Source organism: Streptomyces sp. DSM 118878, assembly GCF_052936595.1.
This window is the reverse complement of sequence record NZ_CP193622.1, coordinates 6,346,515-6,359,838: the sequence shown is the minus strand read 5'-3', so window position 1 is coordinate 6,359,838 and position 13,324 is coordinate 6,346,515. Positions and strand designations below refer to the sequence as shown.

Here is a 13,324-nt window from a genome sequence, read left to right as displayed (position 1 = left end):
ACCCCACCCCGCGGAGCGCGGGCCGGGATGCGTGGGTCGCTGAGCGTGCCGCCCCACCCCCGTCGGGGCGGCACGCTCAGAACGCCTCGTATCCCAGGTCTTCCGTGTCTTCGCCCTCTTCCTCCAGGGCCTGCCGCACCACGCGGAGCGCCATGCCCTCGCCGTAGCCCTTGCGGGCGAGCATGCCCGCGAGGCGGCGCAGGCGCTTGTCGCGGTCGAGGCCGCGTGTGGAGCGGAGCTTGCGGGCGACGAGCTCGCGCGCCGTCGCCTCCTCCTGCTCCGAGTCGAGTTGTCCCACGGCTTCGTCGATGAGCGTGGACTCCACGCCCTTGGTGCGCAGCTCCCGCGCGAGCGCACGCCGGGCCAGACCCCGGCCGTGATGCCTGGACTCCACCCAGGCGTCCGCGAAGGCGCTGTCGTTGATCAGACCGACCTCCTCGAAGCGGGAGAGCACTTCCTCCGCCACCTCCTCGGGGATCTCCCGCTTGCGCAGCGCGTCGGCGAGCTGCTTGCGCGTGCGCGGGGTGCCGGTGAGCAGGCGCAGACAGATCCCTCTCGCCCGCTCGGCGGGATCCGCGGTCGGCGGCTCCCCCTTCTCGGCCCTCGACGAGGAAGGGGGGCCGCTGTCCTGGTGCTCGCCGAAGCCGCCGCGCCGCCGCCGGCGCTCACCGCCGCGCCCGCCACCCTCGCGGGTACCGGTCCCGTCCCGGCCGTCGCGTTCCTGCTCCACATCGTCCCCGTGGTCCTGCCCCGCGGCTCCGGGGCGGCTTTCGGGGGCGGTGTGGTCCGCCCAGTCGGTTCGTCGCGTCACGGCCTAGCTCTTGGCCGCCGCGGTCTTGGACTTGGTGGCCTTGGCCGCCGACGCGGGAACCGTCTTGGCGGCGTCGTCGGCCGGGGCCGCCCCCGCCGCGTCCGCGCCCGGCTTCGGCTCCTCGGCCGGAGCCTCGGACTTCACGCCGACGCCCAGCTTCTCCTTGATCTTCCTCTCGATCTCGTTGGCGAGATCGGGGTTGTCCTTGAGGAAGTTGCGGGCGTTCTCCTTGCCCTGGCCGAGCTGGTCGCCCTCGTACGTGTACCAGGCGCCCGCCTTGCGGACGAAGCCGTTCTCCACGCCCATGTCGATCAGGCCGCCCTCGCGGCTGATGCCATGGCCGTAGAGGATGTCGAACTCGGCCTGCTTGAAGGGCGGCGCGACCTTGTTCTTGACGACCTTGACGCGGGTGCGGTTGCCCACCGCGTCCGTGCCGTCCTTCAGGGTCTCGATACGGCGGATGTCGAGCCGCACCGAGGCGTAGAACTTCAGCGCCCGGCCACCGGTCGTGGTCTCCGGGGAGCCGAACATCACGCCGATCTTCTCGCGGAGCTGGTTGATGAAGATCGCGGTGGTCTTGGACTGGTTGAGCGCGCTGGTGATCTTCCGCAGCGCCTGGCTCATCAGACGGGCCTGGAGACCCACGTGCGAGTCGCCCATCTCGCCCTCGATCTCCGCGCGCGGCACCAGGGCGGCGACGGAGTCGATGACGATGAGGTCGAGGGCTCCGGAGCGGACCAGCATGTCGACGATCTCGAGAGCCTGCTCGCCGTTGTCCGGCTGGGACAGGATGAGGTTGTCGATGTCGACGCCGAGCTTCTTCGCGTACTCGGGGTCGAGAGCGTGCTCCGCGTCCACGAACGCCACCGCGCCGCCCGCCCGCTGGGCGTTGGCCACGGCGTGCAGCGTGAGGGTCGTCTTACCGGAGGACTCCGGGCCGTACACCTCCACCACTCGGCCGCGCGGGATGCCGCCGACGCCGAGCGCCACGTCGAGCGCGGTCGACCCGGTGGGGATGACCTCGATGGGCTCATTCGGCCGCTCGCCCATGCGCATCACTGCGCCCTTGCCGAATTGCCGTTCAATCTGTGCGAGAGCGGCGTCCAGCGCCTTCTCGCGGTCGGTTCCTGCCATGGGTTCCACCCGATTTGCTTGAGTCGATCGCTTCACGTCAAAGACGCTAACGCCTGCCACTGACAATCCGCCCCGACGCCCGTCCAGCCTGTGGATAACTCAAGGCCATCCCTCACCGAAATCCTCCGGGGCCTGCCAGGGTTCTCCCTGCCCACCTGCGGAGAATCGCCGTCGGACAACCCATGAGAATGGATGTTCGATTTCGGTGTCAAGCGTGGCACGCCGCCCCTCCCGCAGGGGCCGGCGTGCCCGTAGAGCGGGGTTCTACCGCCGCTCGTCCGGCTTCGGCCGCGTCTCGGACTCCGCCGCCGCCCCTGGTCGGTTCGGCCCCCGCAGGGCGCGCCGCATGCGCTCGACGAGGGGCGGCCCGCCCCGGCGCCGGTGCCCGTGCACCCGGGGATCGTCCGTGACGTCGTACCTCTTCACGTACGCACCGAGGAAGGCCTGGAGGGTCGCGATGGCAGGGATGGCGACGAGTGCGCCCACCGCTCCGAGGAGCGCCGTCCCCGCGATAACTGAGCCGAAGGCGACCGCCGGATGGATGTCCACGCTCTTGGCGGTGAGCTTGGGCTGCAGCAGATAGTTCTCGAACTGCTGGTAGACCACGACGAAGATCAGCACCCAGAGCGAGAACCAGGGGTTGACCGTGAAGGCGATCAGCATCGGCAGGGCGCCCGCCAGATACGTGCCGATCGTGGGGATGAACTGGGAGACCAGACCCACCCACACGGCGAGCACGGGCGCGTAGGGCACGTCCAGCGCCTGGAGCAGGATGTAGTGCGCGATCCCGGAGATCAGTGCCATCAGACCGCGGGAGTAGAGATAGCCGCCGGTCTTGTCGACCGCGATCTCCCAGGCACGCAGCACCTCGGCCTGCTTGGCCGGCGGCAGCACCGAGCACAGCGCGCGCCGCAGCCGCGGCCCGTCGGCCGCGAAGTAGAACGAGAACAGCAGGATCGTCAGGAGCTGGAAGAGGCCGCCGAGGACCTGCGCGGAGACGTCGAGGACACCGCTGGCGCTGTTCTGCACGTACTTACGCAGCCAGTCGGAGTGGACCAGGCTGTCCTGGACCTCGAAACGGGAGAGGTCCGTGTGGAACGTCTGGTTCGTCCAGCTGATGACCTTGTCGAGGTAGTCGGGGAAGTCCTCCACCATGTCCACGATCTGGCTGGCGAGCATCGAGCCCATCAAGGTGACGAAGCCCGCGCTCGCGATCACGACGCCCATGAAGACGATGAACGTCGCGAAGCCCCTGCGCAGCCCGCGGGCCGCCATCCAGCTCACCGCGGGCTCGACCGCGAGCGCCAGGAAGAACGCGATCAACACGTTGATCAACAACCCGGTGAGCTGGTGGAAGGCCCAGCTGCCCAGTTGGAAGCAGGCGATGAGCGCGAGGGCGAGCACCATGGCACGCGGCAGCCACCGCGGCATGCGGGCGCCGAACCCTGCCTCGGCCTCGCCGGGGGGCTGTGCGGGCGGCGTCGTGCCGGGGGAAGCGGTGTCCTTGATGACCTGCGCGGTCTCGTCTGTGGGTGCCACGGGGTCAGTCTCGCCCACGCCGTGGGGGTTCGGACGCCACCCCCGCGTCTTGGTGCTGGCTCACGCGCGCGTTGCGCCCCCTGGCGGCACAGAACCGTCCGTGTTCAGCGCTTTTCGGGCGGTACGTCCATGGCCGCGCAGACCGCACGCCAGACGTCCTTCGCGTCCCAGCCCGTGTCCAGCGCCTCGTGGACCGTACGGCCGCCGAGCTCCGCCATCACGTGGTCACGCGCGAAGGAGTCGGCGTACCCCGCTCCGAAGTGCTCCGCCATCCGCTGCCAGAAGACCGTCAACCGCATGCCTCCAGTATCCCGCTCTGGGAGTGCAGCCCGCCGCAGGGGGCTCACCGACAACGCTTTCCGCCCTACGGTCGGTCCATGGCTGAAACCGGAGCATCCCCCGACCCAGTGCCACACCCCGATACGGCACTCCCCCCGGTCGCCCGAGCCGAGCACTTCATCTGGCTCACCGCGCGCGTCCTCGAACAGCGACGGTTCGCACACCACTTCGCCCCGGGGGCGGCCGGTGGGGACGGCAAACAGACCGCGGACGCCGTGGAAGCCGCTCTGAACGCGTACGGCACCGCGGACGGAGGCTACGCCCACGGGCTCGAACCCGACCTGCGCGGCCCCGTCAGCCAGCCGCTGCACGCCGGGCACGCGCTGCGCGTCCTGGACTCCATCCGGCGCTGCGGCGGGCAGCGGGCGGACCGCGTGTGCCGTTACCTCACCTCCGTGTCGACGCCCGAGGGCGCGCTCCCGGCGATCCATCCCGGCCAGCGGGGCTACCCGGCGGCACCGTTTGTTCCCGTCGTCGACGACCCGCCCGGCGAGCTGCTCGCCACCGGACCCGTGGTGGGTCTCCTGCACCGCAACGACGTGTGGCACGCATGGCTCTTCCGGGCCACGGACTTCTGCTGGGCGGCCGTCGAGTCGCTGGAGAAGACCCATCCCTACGAGGTCCATGCCGCCGTCGCCTTCCTCGACGGTGTACCCGACCGTCCGCGCGCGCGGGCGGCCGCCGACCGGCTCGGCCGTCTCGTACGGGAGCAGCGCCTCGCGGCGCTCGATCCGTCGGACCTCGACGCGTACCCGGTGTCTTCGGGGTACGCGCCGGGCGAGCACCACTTCGCGCACGACTTCGCGAGGACGCCCGAATCGCTGGCACGCGCGTGGTTCACGGACGCCGAGATGCGGCGCTCGCTGGACTTCCTGGAGCGGGAGCAGCAGGAGGACGGCGGCTGGCCCGTCCGGTGGCGGCAGTGGGCACCGGGCCCGGCCCTGGAATCCCGCCCGATCGTGACCATCGAGGCCCTGCTCACGCTCCGGGCATACGGACGGACCATCGGCTGACGGAGCGTTCTGCGCATCCCGCGGCGGGGCAGCGCCGCAGCGGCGGTAGCGACGGACGCGGTGCCCGCCCGCGGGGGTGGTGACGGAGGCGAAGCCCGGCGACCAGGGCCGGAGAGCACGGGCCGTGCCTGTGGCGCGGCGGGCGCGGGTTACTGGCCGCGACGGCAGGTGCCGTTCTCCCGGCGGGGCGGACGCGCCGCCGCGGAACGCCGGTTGCGCAGGTCAGCGCCGTTGTCAGTGGCGGGGTGCACGATGGAGGGCATGGTCAGCTCTGCGTCCGGCGCCGACGGCGCCCTCGACGGTTTCTCCCCCGCGACCCGCGGTTGGTTCGCGGGGGCCTTCTCCGCGCCCACCTCCGCCCAGACCGGCGCGTGGAAGGCCATCGCCGAGGGCTCCGACGTGCTGGTCGTCGCGCCCACGGGCTCCGGCAAGACCCTGGCCGCGTTCCTGGCCGCGCTCGACCAGTTCGCCTCGGTCCCGCCGCCCGCGGACCCGAAGAAGCGCTGCCGCGTCCTGTACGTCTCACCCCTGAAGGCGCTCGCGGTCGACGTCGAGCGCAATCTGCGCAGCCCCCTGACCGGTATCCGCCAGGAGTCCGTGCGCCTCGGCCGACCCGAACCCGAGGTGCGGGTCGGCATCCGGTCGGGCGACACCCCGGCCGCCGAGCGCCGGGCCCTGGCGACCCGCCCGCCGGACATCCTGATCACGACACCCGAATCGCTCTTCCTGATGCTCACATCGGCCACGCGGGAAGCGCTCACCGGCATCGAGACGATCATCCTCGACGAAGTGCACGCGGTGGCGGGCACCAAGCGCGGCGCCCACCTGGCACTGTCCCTGGAGCGGCTCGACGAGCTGCTGCCGAGGCCCGCCCGCCGCATCGGCCTGTCGGCCACGGTGCGGCCGGTGGACGAGGTGGCCCGCTATCTCTCCCCCAAGCGCAAGGTCGAGATCGTCCAGCCGCCCTCGGGCAAGGAGTTCGACCTCTCCGTGGTCGTTCCCGTCGAGGACCTCGGCGAGCTGGGCGGCTCCCCGGCCGCCGACGCGGGCGACGGCACGGGCGGGAGCGGTCAGGCGGAGCGACCGTCGATCTGGCCGCATGTCGAGGAGCGCATCACCGACCTCGTCCAGGCGCACCGTTCGACGATCGTCTTCGCCAATTCCCGCCGCCTGGCCGAGCGCCTGTGCAACCGCCTCAACGAAATCGCGTACGAGAGAGCGACCGGTGAGGCCCTCCCCGAGGACCACTCCCCCGCGGAGCTGATGGCCGAGGCCGGCGCGGCCAAGGGCGCCCCGCCCATCCTTGCCCGTGCCCATCACGGCTCGGTCTCCAAGGAACAGCGCTCCCAGGTCGAGGAGGACTTGAAGGCAGGCAGGCTGCCGGCCGTGGTCGCCACCTCCAGCCTGGAGCTCGGCATCGACATGGGCGCCGTCGACCTGGTCATCCAGGTGGAGTCGCCGCCGTCCGTCGCCTCCGGGCTGCAGCGCGTGGGCCGGGCGGGCCACCAGGTGGGCGCGGTCTCCACCGGCGTGGTCTTCCCCAAGTACCGGGGCGACCTGGTGCAGGCCGCCGTCGTCACGGAGCGGATGCGGACCGGCTCCATCGAGTCGCTGCGCATCCCGGCCAATCCCCTGGACGTGCTCGCTCAGCAGCTGGTGGCGATGGTCGCGCTCGACACCTGGCAGGTCGACGACCTTCTCACCGTGGTGCGGAGGTCCGCCTCCTTCGCCTCGCTGCCGGAGTCCGCGTTCACGGCCGTCCTGGACATGCTCGCGGGCCGCTATCCCTCCGACGCCTTCGCGGAGCTGCGTCCGCGCGTGGTGTGGGACCGCGTCGCGGGCACCATCACCGGGCGGCCGGGCGCGCAGCGCCTCGCGGTCACCTCCGGAGGTACGATCCCCGACCGCGGTCTCTTCGGGGTCTTCCTCGCCGGCGCCGACCCGAAGAAGGGCGGCGGCCGCGTCGGGGAGCTCGACGAGGAGATGGTGTACGAGTCCCGGGTGGGCGACGTCTTCACGCTCGGCACCAGCTCCTGGCGCATCGAGGACATCACCCGCGACCGCGTCCTCGTCTCCCCCGCCCCCGGCGTCCCTGGCCGGCTGCCCTTCTGGAAGGGGGATCAGCTGGGCCGACCGCTGGAGCTGGGCCGCGCTCTCGGCGCCTTCCTCAGGGAGGTCGGCGCCCTCGCCAAGGAGGACGCGCGCGTGCGGTTGCTCGCCGCGGGACTCGACGAATGGGCCGCCGACAACGTCCTGGCGTACCTCGCCGAGCAGCGCGAGGCCTGCGGGCACGTCCCGGACGACCGCACGATCGTCGTCGAGCGGTTCCGGGACGAGCTGGGCGACTGGCGGGTCGTCGTGCACTCCCCCTTCGGCGCCCAGGTGCACGCCCCGTGGGCCCTCGCCCTGGCCGCCCGCCTGACCGAGCGGTACGGCATGGACGCGCAGGTCATGCACGCCGACGACGGCATCGTGCTGCGGCTGCCGGACGCCGACCTGATGAGCCTCGACCTGCTCGACCAGGACCCCTCCGCGCCCTCCGTCGAATACGACGCGGAGAAGGCCCCCGTCGGCGCGGGCGACGTCGTCTTCGACAAGGGCGAGGTCAACCAGATCGTCACCGATCAGGTCGGCGGGTCCGCCCTGTTCGCCGCGCGATTCCGTGAATGCGCCGCCCGCGCGCTGCTGCTGCCCCGCCGTAGCCCGGGCAAGCGCACGCCTCTGTGGCAGCAGCGGCAGCGCGCCGCGCAGCTGCTGGAGGTGGCGAGCGAGTTCGGCTCCTTCCCGATCGTCCTCGAGGCGGTCAGAGAATGCCTCCAGGACGTCTTCGACGTACCGGGTCTCACGGAACTGATGGGCGACATCGAGTCCCGCAGTGTCCGCCTCGTCGAGGTCACCACCCCCGAGCCCTCCCCCTTCGCGCGCTCGCTCCTGTTCGGGTACGTGGCGCAGTTCCTGTACGAGGGCGACTCCCCCCTCGCCGAGCGGCGCGCGGCGGCCCTGTCCCTGGACTCCCGCCTGCTGGCGGAGCTCCTCGGCCAGGCGGAGCTGCGCGAGCTCCTCGACGCGGACGTCCTCGCGGAGTTGGAGCGGGAGCTTCAGTGGCGTACGGAGGACCGCCGGATCAAGGACTCCGAGGGCGTGGCGGACCTGCTGCGGCTCCTCGGGCCGCTCACCGCGGGCGAGCTTGCCGAGCGCGGCGCCGAGCCGGAGTGGGCCGAGGAGCTGGCCTCCGCCCGCCGGGCCATCCGGGTCCGGGTCGCGGGGGCCGACCACTGGGCGGCGATCGAAGACGCGGGCCGGCTGCGCGACGCCCTCGGCACGGCCCTGCCCGTGGGCGTCCCCGAAGCGTTCACCGAGCCGGTCAAGGATCCGCTCGGGGACCTCCTGGCCCGTTTCGCGCGCACGCACGGCCCGTTCACGACCGCGGCCGCCGCCGCCCGCTTCGGCCTCGGAGCCGCGGTCACGGAGGGCGCGCTGCAACGCCTCGCGGCGAACGGGCGTGTCGTACAGGGAGAGTTCCACCCGGCGGGCATCGGCCAGGAGTGGTGCGACGCCACGGTGCTGCGCCGTCTGCGCCGCCGCTCCCTGGCGGCCCTGCGGCACGAGCTGGAACCGGTGCCGCCCCCCGCGCTCGCCCAGTTCCTGCCCCAGTGGCAGCACCTGAGCGGGCACGGGCTGCGCGGCATCGACGGTCTGGTCCGTGCCATCGAGCAACTGCAGGGCGCGACCGTGCCCGCGTCCGCGCTGGAGAAGCTCGTGCTGCCGTCACGCGTTTCGGGGTACCACGCGGCCATGCTCGACGAACTGACCACGGCCGGCGAGGTGATCTGGGCCGGGGCGGGGTCGCTGCCGGGCAAGGACGGGTGGGTCTCCCTCTATCTGGCCGACGCGGCGCCGCTGCTCCTGCCGCCGCCGCACCCGCTGGAGCTCACCGCCCTGCACCAGTCGGTCCTCGACACCCTCTCCGGGGGGTACGGCCTCTTCTTCCGCCAGATCGCCGACCAGGTCCGTGCCACCACGCACCCGGAGGCGTCCGACCCGCAACTGGCCGACACGATCTGGGAGCTGGCCTGGTCGGGCCGGCTCACTAACGACACGCTCACGCCGATGCGCTCCCTGCTCGGTTCGGGCCGTACCGCGGGCGCCACCGCTCACCGCGCCAAGCGCAACGTCCCGCGCGGGCGCTACGGCAGCCTCACCGCCGCCGCCCGCTCCGGTGGCCTGGGGGCGGCCCGTGCGGTCTCCCGCTCCGGCCCCCCGACGGTGGCGGGCCGCTGGTCGCTGCTGCCCCCGCGCGAGCCCGACCCGACGCTGCGCGCGCACGCCCTGGCGCGCACCCTGCTGGACCGGCACGGTGTGGTCACGCGGGGTGCCGTGGCGGCCGAGGGTGTCGAGGGCGGCTTCTCGGCCACGTACCGCGTCCTGTCCGCCTTCGAGGACAGCGGGCAGGCCCGGCGGGGCTATGTGGTGGAGGGGCTCGGCGCCGCCCAGTTCGCGATGGACGGCGCGGTGGACCGCCTGCGCGCCACGGCGAACTCCCGAGAGAGCGTGGACGGCACACGCTCCTCCGACGCCCGGTCAGCCGTGGTCCTCGCCGCCGCCGACCCCGCCAACGCGTACGGGGCAGCCCTTCCCTGGCCCGAGCCTCCGACGGGTTCGAGCCACAAGCCCGGCCGCAAGGCGGGTTCCCTCGTCGTCCTGGTCGACGGCGACCTGACGCTCTACATGGAGCGCGGCGGCAAGACCCTCCTGGCCTGGCCCGCCTCACCCGAGGAGCCGGTCACGCGGGACCCGCGCCTCCAGGCCGCCACCGAGGCCCTGGCATCAGCCGCCCGAGCGGGCGCCCTCGGCACGGTCACGGTGGAGCGGATCAACGCCGAAGCCGCCCTGACCTCCCCCTTCGCCCCCCTCCTGGAAGGAGCAGGCTTCCACGCCACACCTCGGGGGCTGCGGCTGCGGGCATAGGGGGGTGTGCCGGGCGGGGTGTGGCGGGGGGCGAGGCGCGGGAGTGGTGGGCCCCGGGGCGAGGCGCGAGGGCTTTTCGCCCCGCACGATGACCGCCCCGAACCATTCCCGCGGTCGCTGCCCCACGCCCGACCGCCCCGCCATGCCACCCTTGACGCATGCCCGAAGGAGATACCGTCTACATGGCAGCTCAGCGGTTGCATGCCGCCCTGGCGGGGCATGCCCTCACGCGGTCCGACCTCCGCGTGCCCAAGCTCGCGACCGTCGACCTCACCGGACGTACCGTCCTCGACGTGACGCCGCGTGGCAAGCACCTCCTGACCCGTATCGAGGGTGGGCTCACCCTGCACTCCCACCTCCGCATGGACGGCTCCTGGCGGGTCTTCGCCCCGGGCGAGCGGTGGAGCGGCGGCCCCGCGCACCAGATCCGGGCCATCCTGGGCAACGCCGAGCACACCGCCGTCGGGTACCGCCTGCCCGTACTCGAACTGCTCCGCACCGCCGACGAGGAGAAGGCCGTGGGCCACCTGGGTCCCGACCTCCTCGGGCCGGACTGGGACCCCGAGCTGGCGCTGGCCAACCTCTTGGCGGAACCGGACCGCGCCCTCGGCGAGGCGGTTCTCGACCAGCGGGTCTTCGCGGGCGTGGGCAATGTGTTCAAGTGCGAGCTCTGCTTTCTCCTGGGCGTCACCCCGTGGACCACGGTGGGCGAGCTGACGGAGGAGGTCGCGCACCACGTTCCCGCCCTGTCGAAGAAGCTCCTTGAGGTGAACCGCAACCAGCCCGGCCGCACCACCACCAGCCTCACCGCCACCGGCCGTGCGCGCCCCGGCCACCGCCTCTACGTCTACGGCCGCGCGCGCCGCCCCTGCCTGCGGTGCGGCACCCCCATCCGCCTGGCCGAGCAGGGCGACGGCTCCCGCAGCCGCCCCACGTACTGGTGCCCCACCTGTCAGCGGGGTCCGGCCCCCGAGGGGACCGAAGGAACCGCCCGAACCGGTAGTTGACGCCTCGTCAGCTCCGGTCGTACCGTCCCGTCATGCCCGTCACGGCGTACGACCTCACCGGACGCACCGCATTCGTCACCGGCGCCGCCAGCGGCATCGGCCGGGCGTCGGCCCTGCTCCTCGCGGAGGCGGGCGCCACCGTCCACTGCGCCGACGTCGCCCCGCAGGGGCTCCACGAGACCGCCACGCTCATCAAGGCGGCGGGCGGCTTGGCCCACACCCACCAGCTCGACGTCTCCGACAAGGCCCAGGTCGATCACGCCGTCACGAGCGCCGCGGCCACCGCGCCCCGCGGCGCGCTCGACATCATGGCGGCCATCGCCGGTGTCATGCACAGCAGCCCGGTCCTGGAGACCCGCGTCGAGGACCTCGACCACGTCCTGGACATCAACTTCAAGGGCGTCCTGTACGCCTGCCAGGCCGCGGCCCGCACCATGATCCAAGCCGCCACCGAAGCCACCACCGAAGCAGCCCCCAGAACCCCCGTCGGCCCCAGCATCATCACCATGGCCTCCGGAGCCATAGACACCGGCGCCCCCGGTCTCCTCTGTTACGGCGTGGCGAAGGCCGCGGTGGTGCAGCTCACCAAGACCCTGGCCACGGAAATCGGCCCGCACGGCATTCGCGTCAACGCCGTGGCTCCGGGCTGGGTCCGTACCCCCATGACCGACCGCCACGACCGCGAGGCCCAGGCAAGTACCGAGAAGATCATGAAACGCATGGCCCCGCTGGGCCGTGTGGGGGAAGCGGAGGACATCGCGCACGCGGTGCTGTACCTGGCGTCCGACGCCTCAGCCTTCACGACCGGCCAGATCCTCCGCCCCAACGGCGGCGTCGCCATGCCGTGGTGATTCCGATCCCCCGCGCCCCCGCTCGCGCTCACGGTGCCCACGCTCCCGCCGTCGCCAGGCCCGCGCCCCCACGGCCTTGGCCTCCGGCACGCAGTGGACCGGCAGCAGACTCAATCCCCACCCCCCGGCGGCGACCACTCCCTCAAGGGCCCCGGCGTCGGGGGCGAGGGCGAGGCGCAGCACGCCCCACCACCACAGTGCACCGAACCCCAGAGCGGGCGCCCAACGTATCGCCCGCCATGCGACGGTCCCGCTCACGGATATCACGGCTGCCACCTCCCGCTCGGCGCGAGATCGACGCTAGTCCCCGGGACCATCCCTCGCGAGGGCGTACCACCACCCTCACCCTGCCACCCTCACCCTTGGGAGGGCGCGCCGCCGGCCTCGTGTTCACGGCGGCACACCACCAAGGCGTCACCCCCCGCGAAACATCTCAGCTGTTCTCGGCCTGGAACATCCAGTGATGCTTCTCCAGGTCCGCCGTGATGCCGATGAGGATGTCCTGCGTGACGGGGTCAGGCTTGTCCGTCGTCTCGACCCGCTCGCGGAACCGCGTGATCACCGCGGCGAGGGCGTCCACCAGCACCCCGATGGCGTCCGAGTCCTTGACCCAGCCCTCGGGGATCTTGCCGATACCGCTGCTCTGCGCCACCGTCGCCGCACGCCCGTCGGGCGAGATGCCGAGCGTCGAGGCGCGCTCCGCCACGGTGTCGGAGTGCTGCCTGGCGGTGTCCACGACCTCGTCGAGCTGCAGATGGACCGAACGGAAGCGCGGACCGATCACGTTCCAGTGCACCTGCTTGGCCACGAGGGACAGGTCCACCAGGTCCACAAGCGCGCCCTGCAGCGCCTCCGCGACCGTCTTCTGGTCCGCGTCGGACAGCGGGCTCTTGGTGACGTACATCTGTCTCCTCCAAGTCATCAGCGATCGAGAGATCATCGACGAACGAGATCATCAGCGATCGAGAGAAACCGTCACAACCATGGCAACCATGGCATAAGTAGGCCAATTCGGCTGTGTAGGCCAATTCGACCCTTCGACGTATCTCCTGTCCCGTCGGGAGAAATCCACACGGGACCTTCGTCCGTCCGTGCCTTTCCCGGAAAAAGAAAGGTCCCGACCGGGTACCCGGTCGGGACCTTCACACGCACATGGCGCTCGGCGTCATGCATCGCGCATCACGCGTCACACGTCACGCCGCGACGACGTCCACCGCCTCGGCGGGCGCCTTGATCGTCACCCGTTCCGGTGGCACACCGGCCACGGAGACGGAATTGAGCATCGGGCGAACCGGCGCGCGCACCGGTTCCGTGACCGCAGCAGACTCAGCCAGCTCGGCGAGCGACAGTTCATCGCTCACTTCACGCATGAGCTCGGACATCCGTACGTCAAGCGCGTCGCAGATCGCGGAAAGCAGCTCGGAGGATGCCTCCTTCTGCCCCCGCTCCACCTCGGAGAGATAGCCGAGCGAGACTCGGGCGGACGAGGAGACTTCGCGCAGAGTACGGCCCTGGCGCTGGCGCTGCCGACGCAGCACGTCACCAAGCAGGCGACGGAGCAGAATCATCGGTGGCTCCCTCCTCGGACCGCGTAGCCGCATCCTTCACGCCCCACCGTACCGCCTTGCGCGGCGGCCGTGCGGGGAGCGATGTCGTGTTCAC

The 13,324-nt window shown here is 71.9% G+C and carries 10 protein-coding genes; 4 read left to right on the top strand and 6 right to left on the bottom strand.

Annotation, left to right across the window (positions count from 1 at the left end):
* Positions 1-76: 76 nt before the first annotated feature.
* The 4 genes from recX to ACRAKF_RS28305 form a co-directional block, all read right to left on the bottom strand.
* Complete coding sequence (recX, locus tag ACRAKF_RS28320) at positions 77-811, bottom strand: recombination regulator RecX (RefSeq protein WP_447040360.1); 735 nt, start codon at positions 809-811, stop codon at positions 77-79.
* Positions 812-814: 3 nt separating this feature from the next.
* Positions 815-1,945, bottom strand: coding sequence for a recombinase RecA (gene recA / locus ACRAKF_RS28315; RefSeq protein WP_447040359.1), 1,131 nt, complete (start codon positions 1,943-1,945; stop codon positions 815-817).
* Positions 1,946-2,209: 264 nt separating this feature from the next.
* Positions 2,210-3,484, bottom strand: coding sequence for an AI-2E family transporter (locus ACRAKF_RS28310; protein WP_447040358.1), 1,275 nt, complete (start codon positions 3,482-3,484; stop codon positions 2,210-2,212).
* Positions 3,485-3,588: 104 nt separating this feature from the next.
* Positions 3,589-3,783 (bottom strand): DUF3046 domain-containing protein, encoded by a 195-nt coding sequence (locus tag ACRAKF_RS28305; RefSeq protein ID WP_447040357.1) that lies wholly within the window; start codon positions 3,781-3,783, stop codon positions 3,589-3,591.
* Positions 3,784-3,861: 78 nt separating this feature from the next.
* Here ACRAKF_RS28305 and ACRAKF_RS28300 point away from each other — a divergent pair, with 78 nt between their 5' ends.
* The 4 genes from ACRAKF_RS28300 (at position 3,862) to ACRAKF_RS28285 (ending at position 11,662) form a co-directional block, all read left to right on the top strand.
* Complete coding sequence (locus ACRAKF_RS28300; RefSeq protein ID WP_447040356.1) at positions 3,862-4,836, top strand: hypothetical protein; 975 nt, start codon at positions 3,862-3,864, stop codon at positions 4,834-4,836.
* 261 nt (positions 4,837-5,097) lie between these two features.
* Positions 5,098-9,804 (top strand): ATP-dependent helicase, encoded by a 4,707-nt coding sequence (locus tag ACRAKF_RS28295; protein ID WP_447040355.1) that lies wholly within the window; start codon positions 5,098-5,100, stop codon positions 9,802-9,804.
* A gap of 158 nt (positions 9,805-9,962) precedes the next feature.
* Complete coding sequence (locus ACRAKF_RS28290) at positions 9,963-10,811, top strand: DNA-formamidopyrimidine glycosylase family protein (RefSeq protein WP_447040354.1); 849 nt, start codon at positions 9,963-9,965, stop codon at positions 10,809-10,811.
* A 32-nt stretch (positions 10,812-10,843) separates the two neighbouring features.
* On the top strand, positions 10,844-11,662 hold the full coding sequence (locus ACRAKF_RS28285; RefSeq protein ID WP_447040353.1) for an SDR family NAD(P)-dependent oxidoreductase: 819 nt from the start codon (positions 10,844-10,846) through the stop codon (positions 11,660-11,662).
* A 433-nt stretch (positions 11,663-12,095) separates the two neighbouring features.
* Here ACRAKF_RS28285 and ACRAKF_RS28280 read toward each other — a convergent pair whose 3' ends face one another.
* Positions 12,096-12,566 carry a Dps family protein gene (locus tag ACRAKF_RS28280; protein WP_447040352.1) on the bottom strand — a complete coding sequence of 157 codons (471 nt, stop codon included), beginning with the start codon at positions 12,564-12,566 and terminating at the stop codon, positions 12,096-12,098.
* A gap of 289 nt (positions 12,567-12,855) precedes the next feature.
* Positions 12,856-13,230, bottom strand: coding sequence for a helix-turn-helix domain-containing protein (locus ACRAKF_RS28275; protein WP_055529762.1), 375 nt, complete (start codon positions 13,228-13,230; stop codon positions 12,856-12,858).
* Positions 13,231-13,324: the final 94 nt, after the last annotated feature.

Bases quoted from the DNA above. Each gene is read 5' to 3' on its own strand.
- recA (WP_447040359.1), bottom strand. From the start codon at position 1,945: ATGGCAGGAACCGACCGCGAGAAGGCGCTGGACGCCGCTCTCGCACAG.
- ACRAKF_RS28305 (WP_447040357.1), bottom strand. From the start codon at position 3,783: ATGCGGTTGACGGTCTTCTGGCAGCGGATGGCGGAGCACTTCGGAGCG.
- ACRAKF_RS28300 (WP_447040356.1), top strand. From the start codon at position 3,862: ATGGCTGAAACCGGAGCATCCCCCGACCCAGTGCCACACCCCGATACG.
- ACRAKF_RS28295 (WP_447040355.1), top strand. From the start codon at position 5,098: ATGGTCAGCTCTGCGTCCGGCGCCGACGGCGCCCTCGACGGTTTCTCC.
- ACRAKF_RS28290 (WP_447040354.1), top strand. From the start codon at position 9,963: ATGCCCGAAGGAGATACCGTCTACATGGCAGCTCAGCGGTTGCATGCC.
- ACRAKF_RS28285 (WP_447040353.1), top strand. From the start codon at position 10,844: ATGCCCGTCACGGCGTACGACCTCACCGGACGCACCGCATTCGTCACC.
- ACRAKF_RS28280 (WP_447040352.1), bottom strand. From the start codon at position 12,566: ATGTACGTCACCAAGAGCCCGCTGTCCGACGCGGACCAGAAGACGGTC.
- ACRAKF_RS28275 (WP_055529762.1), bottom strand. From the start codon at position 13,230: ATGATTCTGCTCCGTCGCCTGCTTGGTGACGTGCTGCGTCGGCAGCGC.